At 71.8% G+C, this 21,887-nt stretch carries 17 protein-coding genes and 1 other RNA gene; 3 read left to right on the top strand and 15 right to left on the bottom strand.

Features of this window, described 5'->3' with window-relative positions:
* Positions 1–214 precede the first annotated feature (214 nt).
* The 3 genes from BJY16_RS15520 to BJY16_RS15510 all read right to left on the bottom strand — a co-directional run bounded on the left by BJY16_RS15520 (position 215) and on the right by BJY16_RS15510 (position 7,207).
* Positions 215–5,263 (bottom strand): hypothetical protein, encoded by a 5,049-nt coding sequence (locus tag BJY16_RS15520; RefSeq protein WP_185040136.1) that lies wholly within the window; start codon positions 5,261–5,263, stop codon positions 215–217.
* 401 nt (positions 5,264–5,664) lie between these two features.
* The gene (locus tag BJY16_RS15515) at positions 5,665–5,871 is read right to left on the bottom strand and encodes a hypothetical protein (protein ID WP_185040135.1); all 207 of its coding nucleotides are present in this window, start codon (positions 5,869–5,871) and stop codon (positions 5,665–5,667) included.
* A 310-nt stretch (positions 5,872–6,181) separates the two neighbouring features.
* Positions 6,182–7,207, bottom strand: a complete 1,026-nt coding sequence (locus tag BJY16_RS15510) for an aspartate-semialdehyde dehydrogenase (RefSeq protein WP_185040134.1) — start codon at positions 7,205–7,207, stop codon at positions 6,182–6,184.
* A 102-nt stretch (positions 7,208–7,309) separates the two neighbouring features.
* On the opposite strand from BJY16_RS15510, the gene BJY16_RS15505 reads away from it, so the two are divergent.
* Positions 7,310–8,101: a class I SAM-dependent methyltransferase gene (locus BJY16_RS15505; RefSeq protein ID WP_185040133.1), complete on the top strand. Its 792-nt coding sequence runs from the start codon at positions 7,310–7,312 to the stop codon at positions 8,099–8,101.
* 162 nt (positions 8,102–8,263) lie between these two features.
* Here the strand turns inward: BJY16_RS15505 and BJY16_RS15500 are convergent, their stop codons facing one another.
* Genes BJY16_RS15500 through BJY16_RS15485 form a run of 4 tightly spaced genes read right to left on the bottom strand, consistent with a single transcriptional unit; the run spans position 8,264 to position 12,021 of the window.
* Positions 8,264–8,854 carry a M15 family metallopeptidase gene (locus BJY16_RS15500; protein ID WP_239176514.1) on the bottom strand — a complete coding sequence of 197 codons (591 nt, stop codon included), beginning with the start codon at positions 8,852–8,854 and terminating at the stop codon, positions 8,264–8,266.
* Positions 8,757–10,034, bottom strand: a complete 1,278-nt coding sequence (locus tag BJY16_RS15495) for an ABC transporter permease (protein ID WP_185040131.1) — start codon at positions 10,032–10,034, stop codon at positions 8,757–8,759. Before BJY16_RS15495 ends, BJY16_RS15500 begins: the two co-directional genes overlap by 98 nt.
* 30 nt (positions 10,035–10,064) lie before the next feature.
* Positions 10,065–10,952: a threonine/serine dehydratase gene (locus BJY16_RS15490; RefSeq protein ID WP_185040130.1), complete on the bottom strand. Its 888-nt coding sequence runs from the start codon at positions 10,950–10,952 to the stop codon at positions 10,065–10,067.
* A 10-nt stretch (positions 10,953–10,962) separates the two neighbouring features.
* Positions 10,963–12,021, bottom strand: a complete 1,059-nt coding sequence (locus BJY16_RS15485; RefSeq protein WP_185040129.1) for a type I glyceraldehyde-3-phosphate dehydrogenase — start codon at positions 12,019–12,021, stop codon at positions 10,963–10,965.
* Positions 12,022–12,216: 195 nt separating this feature from the next.
* On the opposite strand from BJY16_RS15485, the gene BJY16_RS15480 reads away from it, so the two are divergent.
* A complete protein-coding gene (locus BJY16_RS15480; RefSeq protein ID WP_185040128.1) occupies positions 12,217–12,606 on the top strand; it encodes a toll/interleukin-1 receptor domain-containing protein in 390 nt (129 codons plus the stop codon).
* Between the two features lie 562 nt (positions 12,607–13,168).
* Here the strand turns inward: BJY16_RS15480 and BJY16_RS15475 are convergent.
* Positions 13,169–13,933: a sulfite exporter TauE/SafE family protein gene (locus BJY16_RS15475; protein WP_185040127.1), complete on the bottom strand. Its 765-nt coding sequence runs from the start codon at positions 13,931–13,933 to the stop codon at positions 13,169–13,171.
* Between the two features lie 142 nt (positions 13,934–14,075).
* Between BJY16_RS15475 and rnpB the strand changes: the two genes are divergently transcribed.
* An RNA gene (gene rnpB / locus BJY16_RS15470) (RNase P RNA component class A) lies at positions 14,076–14,471 on the top strand.
* A 409-nt stretch (positions 14,472–14,880) separates the two neighbouring features.
* On the opposite strand, the gene BJY16_RS15465 is transcribed toward rnpB, so the two are convergent.
* The 7 genes from BJY16_RS15465 to BJY16_RS15435 form a co-directional block, all read right to left on the bottom strand.
* On the bottom strand, positions 14,881–15,600 hold the full coding sequence (locus BJY16_RS15465; protein WP_185040126.1) for a DUF2637 domain-containing protein: 720 nt from the start codon (positions 15,598–15,600) through the stop codon (positions 14,881–14,883).
* A gap of 206 nt (positions 15,601–15,806) precedes the next feature.
* The gene (gene mctP, locus BJY16_RS15460) at positions 15,807–17,453 is read right to left on the bottom strand and encodes a monocarboxylate uptake permease MctP (protein ID WP_185040125.1); all 1,647 of its coding nucleotides are present in this window, start codon (positions 17,451–17,453) and stop codon (positions 15,807–15,809) included.
* Positions 17,450–17,680, bottom strand: a complete 231-nt coding sequence (locus BJY16_RS15455; protein WP_185040124.1) for a DUF3311 domain-containing protein — start codon at positions 17,678–17,680, stop codon at positions 17,450–17,452. Before BJY16_RS15455 ends, mctP begins: the two co-directional genes overlap by 4 nt.
* 146 nt (positions 17,681–17,826) lie before the next feature.
* A complete protein-coding gene (locus BJY16_RS15450; protein ID WP_185040123.1) occupies positions 17,827–19,119 on the bottom strand; it encodes a glycoside hydrolase family 18 protein in 1,293 nt (430 codons plus the stop codon).
* 81 nt (positions 19,120–19,200) lie between these two features.
* Complete coding sequence (locus BJY16_RS15445; protein WP_185040122.1) at positions 19,201–20,295, bottom strand: bifunctional RNase H/acid phosphatase; 1,095 nt, start codon at positions 20,293–20,295, stop codon at positions 19,201–19,203.
* Positions 20,292–21,026 (bottom strand): zinc ribbon domain-containing protein, encoded by a 735-nt coding sequence (locus BJY16_RS15440; RefSeq protein ID WP_185040121.1) that lies wholly within the window; start codon positions 21,024–21,026, stop codon positions 20,292–20,294. The genes BJY16_RS15445 and BJY16_RS15440 overlap by 4 nt, the downstream gene beginning before the upstream one ends.
* Positions 21,023–21,874 carry a Nif3-like dinuclear metal center hexameric protein gene (locus BJY16_RS15435; protein WP_185040120.1) on the bottom strand — a complete coding sequence of 284 codons (852 nt, stop codon included), beginning with the start codon at positions 21,872–21,874 and terminating at the stop codon, positions 21,023–21,025. Before BJY16_RS15435 ends, BJY16_RS15440 begins: the two co-directional genes overlap by 4 nt.
* Between the last annotated feature and the right edge of the window lie 13 nt (positions 21,875–21,887).

Raw genomic sequence — 21,887 nt, 5'->3', positions numbered from 1 at the left:
AACAGACACCGGACCACCAGCCCGCACCACACCCCGCCCACCACTGCCGGCAAGAACACCCAGCGGTCCGTCCAACCCGCACCCATGCCCGTCCGCGTTCCCACCCGGAACACCCAGCGGCCCGCCGCAGCACACCTCCGGCGGGGCCGTTTCCATCGGAAACGCAGAGCGGACCGTGCCGGAAGGGCACGGTCCGCTGGGCTGCTGCTGCTTGCTATCGGGTACGGCGGGAAGCACCGGCCGGCGCGCGCACCGCGCGGGCTCGGGACGGAGTCGCCGCGGTGGCCGCGTTCCGCGAGCCGCGGGCGCTGCCACCCCCGGCGCCACTGTTCGTACCCGAGGTGCGGGTGACCTTGGTGGCCTTGGCCGCGTTGCCGGTGGGCCGGCCGGCGGTGGTGGCCGCCGACTTGTTGGCGGCCTTCTTCGCCGGCGCCTTCCGGGCCGGTCCCACCTCGATCGCCGCGGCGGTCTTCGCGGCCTTGGCCGCCGCCGCCTTGGTGCTCTTGGCCGCCTTGGTGGCCGCCGCCCGCGTGCTGGCCGCGGTCTTGGCCACCTTCGCCGCCGCGCTCCTGGCCGCCGCCGCCGAGGCAGCCGCCGCGTTGGCGGTGGCCATCGCCTTCGCCGCCTTCGCCACCGCAACCTCGGTAGCCGCCGCCTCCGCCGCAGCCGCCTTGGCCAGCCGTGCCTCCGCCGCCGCAGCCGCCTTGGCCGAACCAGCCCGCCCAGCCACCTTCGCCGCGCCGCCCTTGGCCCCGCCCGCCTTGGTCCCGGCTGCCTTGGTCCCGGCCGCCTTCGACCCGGCCGCCTTCGCGGCCGTGGCCTTCACGGCAGTCGTCTTCGCCCCGGCAGCCTTCGCCGCAGCCTTAGTGCCCGTCACCTTCGCCCCGGTCACCCCGGCGCCCGCGGCTTTAGCGCCGGTCGCCTTCCCACCCGCGGCCTTGGTGCCGGTGGCCTTGGCCGCCGTCGCTTTGGCTCCACCCGCCTTGGCAGCCGTAGCCTTGGTCCCGGTCGCCTTCGAGCCGGTCAACCGCGTGGCAGCGGCCTTGGCTCCAGTCGCTTTCGCCGGCGCACCTGTCGCCTTCTTGGTCCCGGCAGCCTTAGTGGCCGTCGCCCTTCCAGCACCAGCCTTCGCAGCAGTCGCCTTCGTGCCCGCAGCCTTCGCGGCCGTAGCCTTCGTGCCCGCAGCCTTCGCAGCAGTCGCCTTCGTGCCCGTAGCCTTCGCGGCCGTAGCCTTCGTGCCCGCAGCCTTCGCAGCAGTCGCCTTCGTGCCCGTAGCCTTCGCGGCCGTAGCCTTCGTGCCCGCAGCCTTCGCAGCAGTCGCCTTCGTGCCCGTAGCCTTCGCGGCCGTAGCCTTCGTGCCCGCAGCCTTCGCGCCCGCAGCCTTCGCGCCCGCAGCCTTCGCAGCAGTCGCCTTCGTGCCCGTAGCCTTCGCGGCCGTAGCCTTCGTGCCCGCAGCCTTCGTGCCCGCAGCCTTCGCGCCCGTAGCCTTCGCGGCGGTCGCCTTCGTGCCCGTCGCCTTCGCGGTCGTAGCCTTCGCAGCCGTCGCCTTCGTGCCCGTAGCCTTCGCGCCCGTAGCCTTCGTGCCCGTAGCTTTCGCGCCCGTCGCCTTCGCGGCGGTCGCCTTCGTGCCCGTAGCTTTCGCGCCCGTCGCCTTCGCGGCGGTCGCCTTCGTGGCCGTAGCCTTCGTGCCCGTCGCCTTCGCGGCCGTAGCCTTCGCGCCCGTCGCCTTCGCAGCCGTCGCCTTCGCGCCCGTCGCCTTCGCAGCCGTCGCCTTCGCAGCCGTCGCCTTCGTGCCCGCAGCCTTCGTGCCCGTAGCCTTCGCGGCGGTCGCCTTCGCGGCCGTAGCCTTCGTGCCCGTCGCCTTCGCGGCGGTCGCCTTCGCAGCCGTCGCCTTCGTGCCCGTCGCCTTCGCGCCCGCAGCCTTCGCAGCCGTCGCCTTTGCAGCGCTCTGCTTCGCCACTGCGCCACCAGCCGTGGCCTTGCTCGCCGTGGCCTTGCTCGCCGTCGCCTTGGTCGCCGTCGCCTTGGTCGCCGTCGCCTTGGTCGCCGTCGCCTTGGTCGCCGTCGCCTTGGCCGCCGTCCCAGAAGCCGCCCCAGTCGCCCTGGCCGCCGCCTTACCCGCCACAGCCTTGGCACCTGAAGCCCGGCCACCAGCCGCCTTCACCCCAGCAGCCTTCCGCGCACCCGCCGCCTTGGAACCCCCGCTACCACGCCGGGCCGACCCACCCGCGACGGAAGCCGCCTCCTCAGCCGCCACCGCCGCCCGAGCCGCCGAAGCCGCCGCCTTGCCGGCCACAGTCTTGACCGGCGCCGCTTTCTTGGCCCCGGCCGCCTGGGATCCGACCGCTTTCACCGGCCGAGCCTTACCAGCTGCCACCTTGGCCCCGACCGCTTTGACCGGCGCCTTCCCACCCTTCGCCCCAGAAGAAGCAGCGCCACCGGAAGCAGTCCCGCGAGAGGCAGCCCCACCAGAAGCACCCCCGCGAGCAGAAGCTGCACGGGAAGAAGCTCCGCGGGAAGAGGTTGCGCGGGAGGCACCGCCACCGGAACCCGCCCCACGGGACCCACCGCCCCCGGAACCAGCCCCACGAGAAGCGTCCTCACCACCCTGCTCCGCCACAGCGGACATCACCGCTTCGTCGGCCAGTTCCGCCGCCAGCGCGGCCGCCTCCGCAGCCTCAGCCGCCTTGGCCGCCGCCCCGCGAGCAGCCCGCACCGTCCCCCGCGAAGCCTTACCTCGGGAAGCCGGCGCACCCCCCGCCGATTCGTCCTCGACGTCCGCCGCCGGCTTGGCGTCCCACTCGTCGCCGTCGTCCTCGGAGGCGACCATCGCGGGCGCGGGCGAGACCGGCGCCCGGCCGCCCGCCCGCCCGGTCCGTTCGGCGGCCCGGGCAGCCGCCCGCTGAGCCGCCGCCTGCCGCCGCGTCATCCGGGACGGCGCCGGCTCGGAACTGGCCGCCGCCTCTTCCGCGGCTCCCGGCTCGACCGACGCACCCCCGATGTCCCCCGCCACGTCGCGTCCACCGCCAGCCACGGCAGCCGCCGGAACAGCCGCGATCCGCCCGGCCCCCGAACCCGGCACCGCCCCGGTCCCTGAACCCGGCACCGTCCCGGCACCGACCGCGACCTGCGTAGCCGGAGGTTCCGGATGTTCCGGCCCGAACCGTCCCACCGCCGCGGTCCCCGCCTGCGCCGCCCGGCTGGCCGCCATCTCCGCCTGCGCCGCCCGGGTGGCCGCCGTCTCGGCCGCCCCCGGCCCGGAAGCCGCCCCCGGCCCGGAGGCCGCCGCGGTCGACGTCCGCTTCCGCACCGGCGTGCTCCGGACCGTCCCGTCGTCCTCGACCTCGACGGCCGGTTCCTCCGGCGAGAGGAACAGCTGCCCGCGCGCCCGGGCGCTCTTCGCGAACGCCGCCATCCGCGCCGACGCCAGGTCCGACCCGGGCGCCTCGGCGGTCTCCTCCTCGGGAGCCTCGAGCGCCTCCAGGTCGGGCCGGTCGGCACCCCACTGGTCCGATTCCCGTTCGGGGCTGGCCGCGTCCCGGGGCGGCGCGAACCATCCGCCGAGGAACGGCCGGTCGGTCAGCTCGCTGGGCGACACCCCGGACTCGCTCTCCTGCGGCCGCGCCCCGGCCGAAGCCGACTCCGGCCAGGCCGCCGAGGCCTCCCGGTTCCCGTCCTTGTCGTCGGCATCCGCCGACACCGTCACCTGCATCTTGTTCGGAACGTTGCTGCTGGCCGCCGCGACGCGCCGCCCACTCCGGGCCGCTGCCGCGCCCACGGCTTTCCGCTGCGACACCACAGTTTTCGGTACGCCCGCAGCGCGCGCCACCGGCACCCGCACCTGCCCGGCGCCCCGCCCCGATCCACTCTTCGCCCCAGCACCGGCGCCCTTGGCAGCACTCGTCTTGGCAACACTCGTCTTGGCAGCACCGGTCTTGGCGGCACTGGCCTTGGCGGCACTCGCCTTACCCGCGGCAGCCTTGCCCGCAGCGGCCGCCTTACCCGCAGCCGCCCTAGCCGTCCCCGCCTTGACCCCGGCCACCTTGGTAGCCGCCGCCTTGGCCGCGCCCACCTTCACCGCACCCGTCTTGCCAACGACCGCCTTACCAGCGCCCGCCTTCGCCGAGCTCACCTTGCCCACGGTCGCCTTCGCCACGGTCGCCTTCGCCACGGTCGCCTTCGCCGGGCTCGCCTTGGCCGCACCCGCCTTGACCGTGCTCGCCTTGACCGTGCTCGCCTTGCCCATGACCGCTTTCGCGGTGCCGGCCTTGCCCACGCTCGCCTTGCCCGCGGACCCCACCGACGTGCTGCCCTTCGCAGCTCCAGCCTTAGTTGCCGAAGCCTTGGCCACTCCCGAACGTGCGGCCGGCACCTTCACGGCCGCAGCATCCGCCTTGGCTTTCCCACCCGAGGTCTTGGCCGCCACCGGCTTACCCGCCGTCACCCGCCCAGCCGCCTTGGCACCCGGCGCCGCCCCGGTCACCCGCCCGGTCACCGCCTTGGCCGAGCCACCCTTGGCCCCGCCCTTGGCCGCCGCAACCGCCTTGACCGTCCCGGCCTTCCCCACCGCAGCCGGCTTGGCCGCGGCCTTTCCGGAAGCTCCAGCCTTACCGGAGGCACCAGCCGGCTTGGCCGGCACAGAAGTCGCCTTCCGAGCCGCCGGCACCACCGCCGCCTTCTTCCCGGGCGCAGCCTTGACCGTGGCGGACCCGTTCCCCGCCCGAGCCACCGGCACCTTGGCCGCCGTCACCTTCGCACCGGCCTTGGCCCCAGCGGTCTTCGCCACAACGCTCTTCGCCGGCGCCGCCTTGCCAGCAGCCACCTTGGTCACCGCACTCTTGGCCGGAGCGACCTTGGCCCCCTTGACCGCCGCGGTCTTGACCGGAGCAGCCTTGACCACCGCAGTCTTCCGGGACGCAGCCGCCGTGACTTTCGAAGCCGCCACCTTCGGGGTCACCGCCACCTTCGCAGCCCCCACCTTGGTCACGCCCGCTTTGCCCGCAGCTTTGACCAACGCCGCCTTAGGCGCAGCGCTCTTAGCCGCAGTCTTCGTCACCGCAGTCTTAGCCGCAGTCTTCGTCACCGCAGTCTTGGACGCCGCAGTCTTGGACGCCGTGGACTTAGCCGCCGCCTTGGGCGCCACAGTCTTCACCGCGACCGGCTTGCCCCCCGCCGCCTTCCCCCGAACCGATCCCGCCTTGACCTCAGGCTTGCCGGCAACCCGAGCCGTCACACCCGCCGCAACCTTCGACTTGGCCGCCACCGCGACTCCACTCCCCACCTTCGCGGCGGCCCGTCCCGCCACTGCCGTCTTCGGCGTACCCGTCGTCCCCCGAGCCCCGGCCCGAGGCGCAGGCGCCCGCTTACCCCCGGCCGCGGCCACGCCGGCCGCGCTCCCGGTCGTCCCGTTCCCGCCCCCGGCGGTCCCCCGCGATCCCGCCGCACCGCCCACAGCCCGCGCTCCCCCACCCCGCACGGTCGCGCTCGCCGGCTCACTCACGGCGGCAGCGCGTTTCGTCGTACCGGAAACTGGTTTGGCATCGGCGCCGGAGGCGGCGGATCTGGTCGGAGCCTTTTTGGCAGCGGGCATCGAGGTGTTCCTCCTTGCGAATGACTGCGGGCACGTCTGCGCCAGGGATGTCGGACATGGAGCGAGGTGACGGTCTAGCTGCTCTCTCCGGTCCAGCGGGCGTCCTCGGCATCCCACTCGGCATTGCGCTTCTCGACCGTTTCGAGGGCTCGCGTCGCCTCGTCAGCCGTGGCGAACGGGCCGAGCCGGAATTGGGCGGGACACACGTCGTCGCCGGTCTCGACCCGGTGGTGTCGGAGGCACCAGAAGTAGCCCGCCGCGCCGAGCCCACTGTCGTTCATTCCATCACTGTGCAACTAAAAACGACCATGCGCTACCGATTCGGGCAAAATGCCCAAGATTTCCATTGTGGAGCCGAGAGGATTGACCGTCATACCTCATCGGAACGAACCACCCGGTCAATTCGCGCGGGTTCCCTCTCGCATTCACACCACAGAGACCTCATCGAGCCCGGCAGAAGCCTCGATGGGCCGGAGAGACAGGCAGAAGCCTCGATGCGCCGGAGAGACACGGCAGAAGCCTCGATGGGCCCGGAACACCAAGCCGCCCCGGCCGCGAGACGCGACCGGGGCGGCTTGGTGGAACGACGGATCAGCTCAGCTCGGCGGCGACCAGCTCGGCGATCTGCACCGCGTTGAGCGCGGCGCCCTTGCGCAGGTTGTCGTTCGAGATGAAGAAGGACAGGCCGTTCTCCGCGGTCGGGTCCAGCCGGAACCGGCCGACGTACGACGGGTCCCGCCCGGCCGCCTGCAGCGGCGTCGGCACGTCGGACAGCTCCACGCCGGGCGCCGAGCCGAGCAGCTCGCGGGCCCGCTCGATCGCGAGCGGGCGGGCGAATCGCGCGTTCACCTGGATCGAGTGCCCGGTGAACACCGGCACCCGCACGCAGGTGCCGGAGACCAGCAGCTCGGGCAGGCCGAGGATCTTCCGGCTCTCGTTGCGGAGCTTCTGCTCCTCGTCGGTCTCGAAGCTGCCGTCGTCGACGAACGACCCGGCCTGCGGGATCACGTTGAACGCGATCGGCTGCGGGAAGACCTTGGACTCCGGGAACTCCACGGCGGAACCGTCGTGGACCAGCTCGAGGGCCCGGTCGGCGACCTTCTTGACCTGCTCGTCGAGCTCGGCCGCGCCGGCCAGCCCGGCGCCGCCGACCGCCTGGTACGTGGTGGCGATGAAGGAGACCAGGCCGGCCTCGTCGTGCAGCGGCCGGAGCACCGGCATCGCGGCCATCGTGGTGCAGTTCGGGTTGGCGATGATGCCCCGCGGCCGCACCTTGGCGGCGTCCGGGTTCACCTCGGCGACGACCAGCGGGACGTCCGGGTCCATCCGCCAGGCCGACGAGTTGTCGACGACCACGGCGCCGGCCTCGGCGACGCGCGGCGCGTAGTCCTTCGAGCCGCCCTTGCCGGCCGAGAAGAGCACGATGTCCAGACCGCGGTAGTCGGCGGTGGCCGCGTCCTCGACGGTCACCTCGCCGCTTCCCCACGGCAGGGTGCGGCCCGCGGAACGCGCGGAAGCGAAGAGCCGGAGCTCACTAACCGGGAAGGCGCGCTCGGCCAGGATGCGGCGCATGACGCCACCGACCTGTCCCGTCGCGCCGACGATGCCGATCCTCATGCCGACCAAAATACGGCCTGAACTGCGTACCAAGAAATCGCCTTGTTCAATATGTGGGATGACTGTCCCACATTCGAGGACAGGAGGGCTAGCTTCGAGGGCATGGCGACGTACACCCACGGGCACCACGAGTCGGTCTTGCGCTCACACCGCTGGCGCACCGCAGAGAATTCGGCGGCATACCTGCTGCCGCATCTTTCCTCCGGATTCACGCTGCTGGACGTCGGATGCGGCCCCGGCACCATCACCGCCGACCTGGCGGCCCGCGTCACCCGGGTCACCGCGCTGGAGCAGAAGGACGCCGCGCTGGACGTGGCCCGGGCCGAGATCGAGCGGCGCGGCCTGACCAACGTCGACTTCGCGGTCGGCGACGTGCACGCCCTCGACTTCCCCGACGACACGTTCGACGTGGTGCACGCCCACCAGGTGCTGCAGCACGTGACCGACCCGGTCGCCGCGCTGCGCGAGATGCGCCGGGTCACCCGGCCCGGCGGCGTGGTCGCCGCCCGGGACAGCGACTACGCCGGCTTCACCTGGTTCCCGCTGGTGCCGGAGCTGGACGAGTGGCTGGCCCTCTACCAGCGGGTGGCCCGCGGCAACGGCGGCGAGCCGGACGCCGGCCGCCGGATGCTGTCCTGGGCGCGCGCCGCCGGCTTCACCGACGTGACCGCCACCGCGAGCGTCTGGGGCTTCGCCGACGACGCCGACCGGCAGTGGTGGGGCGGCATGTGGGCGGACCGGATCCTGAAGTCGGACATGGCCACCACCGCGCTGCAGACCGGCGCGGCGACGCGGGCCGACCTGGAGCGCCTCTCCGCCGGCTGGCGCGCCTGGGCGGAGTCGCCGGACGGCTTCTTCACCATCCCGCACGGCGAGATCCTCTGCCGCGTCTGATTCAGGACCGGATTTTTCGGTACGACCGCCGCGCCCCGCCGCGAGTCTGCGCCGGCCCGGGGGCTGCGGTCGTACCGAAGGCATGTGGTGTCGGAGAAGCGGCGCGGGACCGCGACGCATCGCCGCGGTCCCGCATCTCCCCCCGGTGTGGTCCTTCGGTGGTCAGAGTGAGTTGGGGCGGAAGGCCCAGTGCCAGCTCTCCCGGCGGACGTTCTCGACGAAGCCGTAGCGGCCGCCGTTCTTGCGCATCCAGGCCAGGGCGTCCGCGTTGAGGTCCAGGTCGGTGGCCATGCCCCAGCCGTGCTCGCTGGTGCCGGGCTTGGCCGCCAGCCCGCCCTGCGAGTAGAGCCCCTTGCGCCGGGCCAGGTCGACCTGCTCGGTGTAGGGGCGGTACGAGTCGGTGATGCCGATCTTGACGCCGTCGGCCTTGGCGTCGGCGATCAGCTGGGTGAGCTTCTCGGCGGCCGGGGCCCAGAGCTTGTGCCGGGTGCCGCCGACCTGCTCCAGCGCGTCCGCCGGGATCTTGCCGTTCCCGTAGGCGGCGAGGTCCTCCGGGATGCCCTTGCCGTTGAGTTTGTACGCCTTGTCCGCCGCCGGCGTCCCCTGGGCGGCGAGGGCGCCCTGCAGGTGGCTGGCGAAGGTGCTGCTGCTGGCGCTAGCGGACCCCGCGGTCCGGGTCGCGGTCGACGTGGTCGCCTGCTGAGTCTGCAGCGCCAGGATCCGGCTCTGGATGTCGGCGATGCGCGAGTTCACTCCCTCGATTCCCACGTTCTACTGGTTCGGCGTGGCCGTGGAAATCTGAGTCGCTCCGGGAAATTACCTCAGCCGGAACGCCTTCCAGCCGGACGGTCAGGTCGAGATCGAGCTCGGACGTGCTGTCCTTCCGGTTCGGCAGCACGTTGGTGACCAGGACGAGCAGGCAGCCGACGATCGCGTAGGCGGCGAGCACCCACAGGTGCCCCGCGATCGGCGCCTCCGGGAAGTAGAGGTCCTGCCGGACGGCCTGCACGCCGGCGCCGGTCGGCAGGTTCTCGCCGAGCCGCTGCCCGAAGGCGGGCAGGAACTCGGGCAGGATGCTGGCGCCGGAGATGACCGTGCCGATCATGAAGTAGAACGCGCCGACCGCGGCGCCGGCCGGGCCGATCAGGGCCACCGCGCCGGCCGTCGACCCGGTCACGGCGAGCGAGATCAGCGAGAAGATGCCGAGCATCTCCCCGTGGTTCGCGTCGCTGCCGATGCCGAACCAGCTCATCGACCAGAGCACCGCGGCGCCCGAGCCGATCGCGTAGACGATCAGCGTGGAGAGGTGCGCGACGCCGCGACGCCAGCTGCGCCGGGTCCGCGGGATCAGCCGCCCCAGGCCCATCGAGGCGACCGTTCCACCGAGCGACAGCGCCTGGGTGAGGAAGCCGAGCGACACCCCGTTCACGTCGTCGGCCGGCAGCGGCACCACGTCGGTCACCCGCGGCGGGGTGGTCAGCGACTGGACGACCACGATGCCGACCTGGTCGGTGGACCGGGCCAGCTGGGTCACCTGCGCCGCGGTCCGCTGCTGCAGGACCGAGGTGTAGGTGCTGCGGAGCAGCGAGGCGGCGGCCGGCCCGGCGGCGCCGGCCACGTAGAGGTGCGGGGCGTCGCCGGAGAGGTCGACCCCGCCGTACACCGCACGGCGTTTGATCGCGGTGACGAGCGCCGGGGCGTCGGCGTAGTCGGTGACCCGGAAGCGGCCGCCCTCCTCCAGCATGCCGAGCACCTCGGCGCGCTGCTCGGCGCCGGCGACCAGGCCGACCGGCAGGTGGTGCGGGGCGGCCTTGTGACCCATGCCCAGGTAGTAGGCGGTCAGCCCGAGCTGGACCAGTACGCCGATCACACAGACGGCGAGGGCGAAGCGGCGGAACTGACGCCCCGACTGGATCTCGGTCTCCTCGGCCACCCCACGAGCCTGCCACTGTTCGGGGACGAATCAGCCCAGATCGGCCGGGTTCGTGTTCGCCCCGCAGAGCAGGGTGATGACCCGCTCGCCGGGGGCCGGGCGGTAGACGCCGGAGGTGAGGGCGGCGTACGCGGCGGCGGTGCCGTGCTCGACGACGATCCGGTAGTCGTCCCAGAGCCGTCGCCGGGCGTCGACGATCGCGTCGTCCTCGACCAGCAGGGACTCGATCCCGGCGTCGGTGGCCAGCTCGAAGGCGAGGTCGCCGACCCGGCGGGCGCCGAGGGAGTCGGCGGCCACCCCGGACACCGGGACGTCGACCGGCGCGCCGTTCTGCAGCGCGGCGTGCAGGGCCTGCGCGTTCGCCGACTCGACGGCGACGACCTTGGCCGTGTCGCGCAGGGCGGCGATCACCCCGGCGATGAGGCCACCGCCGCCGACCGCCACGAGCACCGTGTCCGATCTCCCGGAGATCTCAAGACCTAGCGTGCCGTTTCCGGCGACCATCGCCGGGTCGTCGTAGGCGTGGCAGAACAGCGCGCCGGTCCGCTCCCGGGCGGCCGCGTACGCCTCGGCGTACTCGTTGCCGACCTGCACCACCCGGGCACCCAGCTTCCCGAGTTTCGCCACCTTCACCGCGGGCGCGGTGACCGGCACGAACACCTCGGCGGGCACGCCCAGCTCGCGCGCCGCGTAGGCCGCCGCCAGCCCGGCGTTGCCCCCGGAGGCGGCGACGATCCCGGCCTCCGGGACCTCGCTGCTGAGGATCTTGTTCATCATGCCGCGGGTCTTGAAGGTGCCGGTGTGCTGCAGGTACTCCAGCTTGAAGAACCGGTCCGGCTCGACCTCGACCAGCGGGGTGCGCCGGACCCGGCCGTCGATCCGCCGGGCGGCGGCTTCCACGTCAGCAAGGGTGATCACGCGAACCAACCTAGGCGACGCTCCAACTCACCTGCGTGGACGGGACGGGTAACCGCTCCCCGATCAGCCGGGCGAGGTCGAGCAGCCGGTTCGAGAAGCCCCACTCGTTGTCGAACCAGCCGCGCACCTTCACCCCGCCGTCCGCGGTGGCCTGGGTGCCGGACGGGTCGAAGAGGCAGGACGCCGGATTGTTCTTGACGTCGATCGAGACGGTCGGGTCCGGGTCGTACGCCAGAATGCCGCGCAGCGGGCCGGCGGCCGCCTCGGCCATCGCCCGGTTCACCTCCTCGACCGTCACCGGCCGGTCGGTCTGCCCGGAGAGCTCGGCGAGCGAGCCGACCGGGGTGGGCACGCAGTAGTAGCTGTAGCGCATCTCGCCGATCTCCGGCAGCGCCACCCGGACCAGGTCGCCGACCACGTGGTTGTGCGGGATGATGCTCTCCCCGGTGGCCCGGCCCAGCCGCGGATCGTCCCGCGAGGTGCCGATCAGCGAGTCCTGCACCCGCTGCCAGCCCTGGGTGGCCAGCATCACCGAGGTGTTCACCGAGTGCAGGCCGAACCGGTCGAGCAGCACCTTCGCCATCACGGTGAGCGCGTTCACCCCGCAGGAGGCCGGGGAGACCACGTCGTGCACGGCCGGGTTGTAGCTGAGGTGGTTGGCGCCGTAGACCAGGAAGGCGTCCGGGTCGTCGGCCGACGCGCTGATCACCACCTTGCGGGCGCCGCCGTGGGTGATGTGGGTGCGCGCCGTGGTGCCGGCCCGGAACCGGCCGGTCGCCTCGATCACCACGTCCACCCCCTGGTCGGCCCACGGGATGCGTTCCGGCCGCTCGTGGTGGTAGGCCCGGATGGCGTGGTCGTTCACCACCAGGTGGTCACCGCGGGCGGTCACCGTGCCCGGGAAAGCTCCCCGGACACTGTCCCGGCGCAGCCCGTACGCCAGTTTCTCGGTGGGCGCGATGTCGTTCACCGCGGCAATCGAGACACCCGGGTTCGGGGCCGCCGCGACGATTCGGGTCAAGCTGCGACCGATCCGCCCTAGGCCGTTGATCCCGATCGCGACAGTCATCGAGCGCTCCTCGACTCCGCTTCTGTTTGTGCGTTTCCCCGTGCGCCCAGGACACCCCCGTTTTACACAAGAGTCCACTCGGCGTCACGGCTCCGACACTATGAGTTGTGCAAGTTGCACGTCAACGGATGACAATGTCACACCGCAGAAATGATGACCATCAAAGCCCGGGAACAATGTGGAGCCTGTTCCGGCATGCTGGAGGACGTGCCCATCCTCCTCTCCTACGCTCCCTCGGACGCCCCGTGGGCACAGTGGATCGACCGATCCCTGCAGGCCGCGGGCCATGTCGTGAAAAAGCAGCCGGCCGGGGTCGACTTCGCCGATCGGATAGCGGTCGCGCTATCCGGACCGGACCGGGTGATCGTTCTGGTCTCCCGGGAGCACCGGGCGTCCGAATCGGACTGGGCTGGGATGCCCCATGCGCCCGGTCTCGTGGTGCTTCTGCTGGATTCCGGATCGCCGCCCGCGGCGCTTCGCGCCACGAACTGGAAAAGCCTCTTTGAGCTGGACGAAGAGGAGGCTTTGGAGGTCTTGATGGTCGCTGTCGGCGGCCCGCAAAAGCCCTTTTCGCGTACGCCGTGATTGCGGGCGGGTTTGATTTCCGCGGAACCGGGGTATCAAGATCAACTAGCCGGGGCGCGACCACTTTCGGACCCGATTCCAGTGTCCGCTCGGCGCGGGGTTTCCGTGTTCCGGGCCCTGTCGGATTCCAGCGCTTCCGGGGCCTTTCCGACACCCGCTCCTCCCGGCCGCCTTGCCGCCATCCGCCCTTTCGCGGCCGTCCGCCCTTCCTGCCATCCGCCCCAGCTGCGGCCGCGCGCCCCTTGCCGTCATCCGCCCCAGCTGCGGCCGCGCGCCCCTTACCGCAATCCGCTCCAGCTGCGGCCGCGCGCCCCTTGCCGCCATCCGCTCCATCTGCGGCCGCACGCCCCTTGCCGCCATCCGCCGCGGTCCCGGTAACTGCCGGTCAGGTGCCCCTCCGGCCGCCGCGGAGGCGAGCCCCTCTCCTGCCTGGCCCGCGGCCACCGGCCGCCACGTCGCCTGACACCCCGCCCAGCCGTCCCGCCCGTCCACGGCTTCCCCGGCGGACCCGCGTCCTGGACGGTCAGGCTTCCGGCCCTCCACCGTGCGGCCTGCGCTCGAGTCAGGCGAAGGCGCGGTAGAGCAGGATCAGGCCGATCGTCGTTCCGAACGTCACGATCACCCACTTGAGCACCCGGGCCGGCAGTCGCCGGGCCAGCCGCGCCCCCACGTAGCCGCCGACGATCGTGGCCGGCGCCAGCACCGCCACCGCGCCCCAGTCCACGTCCGCGAAGAACCCGAAGACCAGCACGGTGACCAGTCCCACCGTCGCCGACAGCACGTTCTTCAACGCGTTGATCCGCTTCAAGGGCTCGTCCAGGACCAGGGCGAGCGCCGCCACGTACATCACGCCGAGGGCCGCCCCGAAGTACCCGCCGTACACCGCCCCGACGAACACCACGGCCTGGGTGGTGATCGCGGCCCGCCGCGGCGACATCGCCCGCGGATGCCCGACCAGCCCGCGCAGCCGCTCCTGGAAGGCCAGCGTCGCCGCCGCCCCGAGCACCAGGAACGGCACGATCACCTCGAACACCCGCCCGGGCGTCGACAGCAGCAGCGCACAGCCACCCACCGAGCCGAGCACCGCGCCGGGCAGCACCGCGCGCACCCGCCGCCCCTGCCCGGCGAGGTCGGCCCGGCTCCCGGCGACGCTGGAGACGTACCCCGGGAACACCGACACCGAGTTCGTCACGTTCGCCGTGACCGACGGCAGCCCGGTGGCGATCAGACTGGGGAACGTGATCAGCGACCCGCCCCCGGCGATCGCGTTCACCCCACCGGCCGCCACCCCGGCGACCACCAGCAACACCACGTGCGTCACATCCATGATGCGAGCGAATCTACGGCCTCCCCCCGCCCCTCGCCGTTCTTCCCGCCGACATCACCGCCCGCCCCGACCCGGGTGATCGAAACGGGGACCGGGTGCACGGCCGGTGACCGGCCGGGACGTACTATTGCGGCGCGACGGACGAGTCGGCTGGGCGGCCGCGTCGGTGCCTCCGGGCATCGCCGAGGAACGTCCGGACTCCGCAGAGCAGGGTGGTTGTTAACGGCAACCCGGGGCGACCCGCGGGAAAGTGCCACAGAAAACAGACCGCCGGCGCGAGCCGGTAAGGGTGAAACGGTGAGGTAAGAGCTCACCAGCGTCCCGGGTGACCGGGGCGGCTCGGTAAACCCCACCCGGAGCAAGGCCAAGCAAGGCCGCGACCGCGAGGTCACGGCCGGCGCAGGGTTCGAGGGCTGCTCGCCTGATCCTGCGGGTAGGCCGCATGAGCCTGCCGGCAACGGCAGGCCGAGATGGATGGCCGCCACCGCGGACCGCAAGGTCCCGGCCACAGAATCCGGCGTACAGGCCGGCTCGTCCGCCGCCCTCGGGCCGTCCAGAAAGGCGACCACGAAGTGTGAAGGACGCCGACAAGAGGACGCCGCGCTGAGCACGGCCGACGAGGGAGCCGCGGCTGCTGGCCTCTGGTCGTACCCCGAAAGCCTGTGTCTCACATTCGTCGGCTGATATTCGGTTCCTGGGGGTGCCCGCGCGCCGCTAGGGTCGCTCCATGATCGGATGGGTCGCGGTGATCTCGCACCGCAACGACGGGCGACACCCGCATCCCCGGGTCCGCTGGCAGGCTTGACTGCGCAGCTGGGGCATCGACTGGGATCCGTTCCGCCCCGGCGAGACGATGGTCGTCGCGCCGCGCGTGCAGCACCCGGACGGGACTTTCGGCTGCACGGTCACGTACTACGTCGAGGCGGCGGCACTCCACCGGCTCGGGATCACTGCCGGACCCGGACCTGCTGGGTCACCTCGGGGTGCGGATAGGCCCCCTGCGGATATGCCGGCTGCGCGAAGAAGCCCTCCAGTTCCGCCTGTTCCAGAACGTCCTTCGCCGCGCGTACCCGAGCCCTTTCGGCGGCCTTGGCCCCCCGCGACCGGGCGGCGTCCTCGGCGGCCTTGGCCGCCTGGTTCGCGCGGCGGGTGACCGCGGCCTTCGCCGCCCGCTGCCGGGCCACCTCGGGGTCGAGGCGCCGGGCGGGCCGCACGTCCGCGGTCGCCTCGACCTCGCGGGCCTCGATCGCGGCGAAGTCCGGGCGGATCTTGGCGGCCACCCATTCGACGCCCGCGACCAGGCCGACGACCAGGGCGAAGATGACCCGCAGACCGAGCGGTCCGGGCGCCGCGAAGTTGACCGCGGCGGAGATGCTGACCACCAGGACCAGCACCTTGAGCGCGGCCTTGCGCGCGTCCTGGGCCATCCCGGCGGTCTGGCTGATCGTCAGCATGGACAGCATGGCCAGATCAAAAACGGCCGGCACGATCCACGAGAAGAGTCCGGCGCCGAGGCTCACCAGGTAGTGCCCCTGATGCAGGTAGCTGGCGGCGAGCGCGCCGGCCAGGATCCCGTTGTTGGCGCGTTTGATGGTCCGGATCGCTTTCAGCATGCCCGGCACCGCGCCCTTGGCGTATTCGGTGGCGAACTGCTGCGTCAGCGTCATCTGCGCCGGCAACGCACGACCCCCTCGACGCGAAGAACCTTCGGATGACAGGCCAGACGCTACCGGAGAGTCGGACGGAGCGGGGCAAGGTTCGCAACGGACCGCAAGGTCCGCAATAAATCAGAAACCCGATTCGGGTACGCCCACAGCACGCGCGCCGCGTCCCCGGGGGAACGCGGCGCGCGCCGATCAGAAACGGACCGGGATCAGGTGGAGGAGACCGTGTCCACGGTGCCGGCCCGCTCCTTGGAGATCCGCGGGTCGCCCTCGTCGGCGAAGTAGTCGTCCGGCGTGGTGCCGTCCGTTCCCGGGTTCACCTTCATCACCCGCAGCCACCAGGTGGCCAGCACCGCAACCACCAGGTTCACCAGCACCGCCACGAAGCCCACGTAGATGGTCTTGGAGGAGTCCAGGCCGAACTCGGAGAGCGGGAAGGCCGACCCGCCGAAGTGCGCGCGCTTGGTGGCCGCGTTCGGGATCTGCCAGAGCATCCAGAACGCCAGCAGCATGCCGGCCACCCAGCCGATGATCAGCGCGCCCCGGTGCAACCAGCGGCCGTAGAGGCCGAGGATCACCGACGGCGCGGTCTGCAGGATGATCACGCCGCCGATCAGCTGCAGGTCGATGGAGAACTGCGGGTCGAGGAAGACGATGAAGGCGACCGCCCCGATCTTCACCACCAACGAGGTGATCTTGGCGACGCCGGCCTCCTGGGCCGGGGTGGCGTCCCGCTTCAGGTACTCCTTGTAGATGTTGCGGGTGAACAGGTTGGCCGCGGCGATCGACATGATCGCGGCCGGCACCAGGGCGCCGATCCCGATCGCGGCGAAGGCGACGCCGGCGAACCAGGCCGGGAACTGCATGTCGAACAGCAGCGGCACGACCGTGTTGCTGTCCACCGTCCCGGGCTTGCCGCCGGGCAGCGGCTTCACCCCGGCCGCGATGGCCATGAAGCCGAGCAGCGCGATCAGGCCGAGCAGGAAGCTGTAGGCCGGCAGCGCGGACATGTTCCGCTTGATCACGTCCCGGTTCCGGCTGGCCAGCACGCCGGTGATGCTGTGCGGGTAGAGGAAGAGCGCGAGCGCCGAGCCGAGCGCCAGGGTGAAGTACTGCACCTGGTTGTTGGCGTTCAGGATGATCCCGTCGCCGGGCGCCGGTGACGCGGTGAACTTGGCGTCCGCCGCGTCGAAGATCGCGCCCCAGCCGCCCAGCTTGTACGGCAGGTAGATGACCGCCACCGCGATCACGATGTAGATCAGGGTGTCCTTGACGAAGGCGATCAGCGCCGGCGCCCGCAGCCCGGACTGGTAGGTGTAGGCCGCCAGGATGGCGAACGCGATGATGATCGGCGCGTGCCGGGCCAGCGGGCTGTCCCCGGTCACCCCCATCGTCTTGAGCACCGCCTCGATGCCGACCAGCTGCAGCGCGATGTACGGCATGGTGGCCACGATCCCGGTGATCGCGATCAGCAGGGCCAGCGTCGGCGAGTCGTACCGGGTGCGGACGAAGTCGGCCGGGGTCACGAAGCCGTGCCGGTGCGACACCGACCAGAGCCGGATCAGCACCAGGAAGAACAGCGGGTAGATCACCACGGTGTAGGGCACCGCGAAGAACCCGGCGGCGCCGGCGCCGAACATCAGCGCGGGGACGGCGACGAACGTGTACGCCGTGTAGAGGTCACCGCCGACCAGGAACCAGGTGATCCAGCCGCCGAAGCTGCGCCCGCCCAGCCCCCACTCGTCGAGGTGGGCCATGTCCTGCGGGGCGCGCCACCGGGCGGCCACGAAGCCCATCCCGCTGACCAGCAGGAAGAGGACCGTGAAGATGACGATCTCGGTGATGTGGTCGCTCATGGCCGGTCACCCCGACGCTTCCTGGTCATCTGGTAGACCAGCGTGGTGGTGCCGACGCCGAGCAGGATGAAGGCCAGCTGCAGCCAGTAGAAGAGCGGGAATCCGCCGAGCCGCGGCTCGACGTGGTTGTACAACGGGGTCAGCAGCGGCACCACGATCGGCACCAGCAGCAACCAGTTCCAGGGACTGCTATCGGTACGGGGTGGTGGGGATTTCGGCTCCGCCATGATCCGCCTCCCTCAACAGCGAGACAGTGCGTGTGGTCTCCGTCACGCTAACGAGGCAGCCGGGGCATTGGCGATCAAAGTGCGCCGAACGGGCGAGGCGGTGCGCCGAACGGCACACCGCCTCATTCCTCCCGAACGGGCCGGGCTCAGCGCCCGGTGAACAGGCCGACCGCCACGGTCTTGGTGAGCGTGGCGTTCTCGTCGTCGCCGTCGAGCGACCACATCATCGCGCCACCGAGGCCACGGCTGCGGATGTAGAGAGTCTTCTGGAGCAGCACGGCCGGATCGTCGTACGTCCAGAAGGTGGTGCCGTCGAAGAGCCACGCGTGACCGGCCCGCAGATCCCGGTGCACGGTGAAACCCTGTGCCGGCAGTTTCTTGAGGGTCTTGTAGTCCTCGGTGCCGGCGGCGAAGACGCCGGGCGCCGGGCCGGTGGCCGGCTGGAAGAGCCCGTTGCCGGCGCCGGTCACCCCGGTCCAGCCCTGGCCGTAGTAGGGCAGGCCGAGCACCAGCTTGCGCTTCGGCGCGCCGCCGGCCAGCCACGCGTTGACCGTGTTCTCCCCGGAGAAGTCCGGGTTGTCCGGCGCGCCGGCCGGCACCCGCAGCGCCGACTGCTGGTTGGTCTTCGCCTCCCAGGTGCCGTGGAAGTCGTAGCCCTGCAGGGTGCCGAAGTCCAGGTACTTGAAGATCTTGGCGACCTCGAACCCAGCTTCGATCTTGGCCGGGGCGGCCGGCAGGAACGCGGTCAGGTCGTAGTGCTTGCGGGTGGTCTTGCCGAGCCGGTCCAGCTGGGCCCGGAACTCCGCGGCGAGCAGGGTGAAGTTCTGCTTGTCCTCGGGCCGGATCACGTTGCCGTCGTTGCCGGCCGAGCCGGGCCACTCCCAGTCCAGGTCGACGCCGTCGAAGATGCCGGCCGCCACGCCCTCGGTCAGGCCGGGCAGGTTGCCCTTGATCCAGAGGTCGACACAGGACGACACCAGCTTCTTGCGGGAGGCGTCGGTCAGCGCCGCGTCCGAGAAGTACGCCGAGCCGCTCCAGCCGCCCAGCGAGATCAGCACGCGCAGCTTGGGGTTCTTCTTCTTCAGCTCGGCGAGCTGGTTGAGGTTGCCGGCGATCGGCTGGCCGGCCACGTCACCGACACCGTCCACACTGTTCGCGTCGGAGAACGGGGTCTGCCAGTCGGCCCACGGGTCGGCGGAGGCGCAGACGCCGTCCGCGGTCACCGGGCCGAACGCGTAGTTGAGGTGGGTGAGCCGGGCGGCGGCGCCCGATTTCTGCACCTTGGCCAGCTGGAAGTCGCGGCCGTAGATGCCCCACTGGGTGAAGTATCCGACTTTGACGTAGTCGTTATGAGAAGCAGAGGCCGGTGCCGGCGCGCCCGCCACGACGGCGGTGACGGCCGCGGCGACCGCGACGAGACTGCGGGTGAAACCCTTCATGAGCCCCCCAGGAGCGAAACGGTTAAGAACGTTTCCTGATCGAGGAAACTAAACGTTTCGCCCCGGGAGGGTCAATGCCTTCTATCGAAGATGGGCGGTCTCGTTCACCGACCGCACCGCGATGTTGCCGTCCGGCCAGATGTCCATGGTGGAAACGCCCGCTGCGTCCAGGAACAGCCGGTGCAGGAAGGCGTCGCCGGCGGCGAGGGCATCGCGGAGGATCAGCTTGATCGGCGACACGTGCGAGACCACCACGACGACCTGTCCGGGGTACGCCTGCACGATCTTCGCCATCGCGCCGCGCACCCGCTTGGCCACCGCCTGGAACGACTCCCCCCGCGGCGGCGCCACGCTGGTCGACTCCAGCCAGGCGGCCATCTCCCGCGGCCAGCCCTCCTGCACCTCGGCGAAGGTCTTGCCCTCCCAGAGCCCGAAGTCGCACTCGATCAGGTCGTCCATCACGGTCACCGGGAGCCCGCCCACCTCGGCGGCGATCAGCTCGGCGGTCCGCACGCAGCGGGCCAGCGGCGAGGCCAGCACCGCGCCGACGTCCCGGGACAGCCCGGCCACCCGGCCGGCCGCGGCCATCGCCTGGGCCTCACCCTCGTCGGTGAGCGGCACGTCGCCGCGCCCGGAGTAGCGGCCCTGCGCGGTCATCGCGGTCGCGCCGTGCCGGACCAGGATCAGCCGGGTGGCGTTCTCCAGCTCGGGCGGCGCCCACGACTTCGGCGCCGGCGCCTCCCGCGGCTCCCGCGCGGACTCGGTCTCGCCGTCCATCGCCCGGTTGGCCAGGGCGTCCGCGTCCTTGTTCCGCTCCCGCGGGATCCAGCTCCAGGTGACCTCGCGGAACTTGGCGACCAGCCCGGCCGCCTCGGCGGCCAGCGGGCGCAGACCGGCGTTCTTGATCTGCCAGCGGCCGGCCATCTGCTCGATCACCAGCTTGGAGTCCATCCGGACGTCCACCCGGGTGGCGTTCAGCTCGAGCGCGGCACGCAGGCCGGCGATCAGCCCGGAGTACTCGGCGACGTTGTTCGTGGTGGTGCCCAGCGCGGCGAACCGCTCCAGCAGCACCTCGCCGGCCGTGTCCTTGACCACCGCGCCGTACCCGGCCGGGCCGGGGTTGCCCCGCGACCCACCGTCCGCCTCGACGACAACCCGCAGGTCACCGCCACTCACAGGCCCGACTCCGAGGTACGCACCATGATCCGGCGGCACTCCTCACAGCGCACCACCTCGTCGGCCGGGGCGGACTTCACCCGGTTCAGGTCGGCGCCGTACAGCTCGATCCGGCAGGCGCCGCAGCGGCCGGCGTAGACCAGCGCCGCGCCCATCCCGGTCTCGGTGCGGATCTTGTCGTACAGGGTGACCAGGTCGGCCGGCAGGTCGTTGGCGAGCGGGGCCCGGGACGCCGCCTTGAACTCCTGCTCCTTGACGATCTCGGCGGACGTCTCGTCGCGGCGCCGCTCGGCGTCATCCCGCCGGCGCACCGCCGCGGTGATCCGGTCCTGCACCTCGGTCAGCGCCGCGGCCGCCGCCTCGCGCTGCTCCATCAGCTCCAGCTCGGCGTCCTCCAGCTCGGACTGCCGCCGGTTCAGCGTGGCCAGCTCGTGCTGCAGGCCCTCGACCTGCTTCAGCGAGCCGCCCGCGTCCAGCTGTTTCTGGTCCTTCGCCTTGCGCTGCCGCACCTGGTCGATGTCCTTCTCGAACCGGGCGATGTCCCGGTCCAGGTCGTCGACCGCGACCTGGGCGCGGACCCGCTCGTCCTCGAGCGCGGAGATCTCCCGGGCCACCGCCTCGATCTCGGCGAGCTCGGGCAGGCTCTTGCGGCGGTGCGCCAGCTGGGCCAGGGCGGTGTCGACGGCCTGCAGGTCGAGCAGGCGGCGCTGGGCTTCCGGGGCGGCCTTCACGGGTGGGTCTCCTTCGACGCAGAAGCGACATGAACCGTCCAGGGGTCCGTGTCCAGGTCGGACACCACCACTTCGACGGGTGACTGGGAACGCAGCCAGGACGCCACCTCGTCGAGCCAGGGTCGCTCGGTGGCCCAGTGGGCGGCATCGAGCACCGCCGGGCCGTCGTCCGCGAGGTGCTCGCTCACCGGATGGTGCCGCAGGTCCGCGCAAAGATACGCGTCCACCCCGGCGCGGGTGGCATCGGCCAGGAACGAGTCGCCGGCGCCACCGCAGACCGCGACCGTGCGGATCACCCGCTCCGGGTCGCCGGCGGCACGCACTCCGGCGGCGGTGGCCGGCAGCCGGTCGGCGGCCAGCGCGGTCAGCGCGGCCAGGGTGAGCGGCTCGGGGAGGTCACCGATCCGGCCGACGCCGCGGCCCTCGCCGGCGGCCGCGCCCTCGGCCGGCACCAGCGGGCGCAGCCCGGTCAGGCCGAGCCGGGCGGCGAGCGCGTCGGAGACGCCGGGGTTCGCCACGTCCGCGTTGGTGTGCGCGGTGTAGAGCGCCACCTCGGCGCGGATCAGCCGGTGCACGATCCGGCCCTTGAAGGTGTCCGGGGCGAGCGAGGACACCGGTTTGAGCAGCAGCGGGTGGTGCGCGACGATCAGGTCGGCGCCGATCGCGAGCGCCTGGTCGACGGTCTCCGGCACGCAGTCCACCACGCAGAGGATGCGGGAGACGGCGTGGTCGGGCTCGCCGAGGACCAGGCCGACCCGGTCCCAGGACTCCGCCCAGCTCCGGGGATAACGCCCGTCCAGGGCGTCCACCACCTGGCGAACGGTCGGTACAGCCGCAGGACCCGTCACGACCGCAAACTCT

The organism is Actinoplanes octamycinicus (genome assembly GCF_014205225.1).
Classification (GTDB): Bacteria; Actinomycetota; Actinomycetes; order Mycobacteriales; family Micromonosporaceae; genus Actinoplanes; species Actinoplanes octamycinicus.
This window is presented reverse-complemented; position numbering and strand designations above follow the sequence as displayed.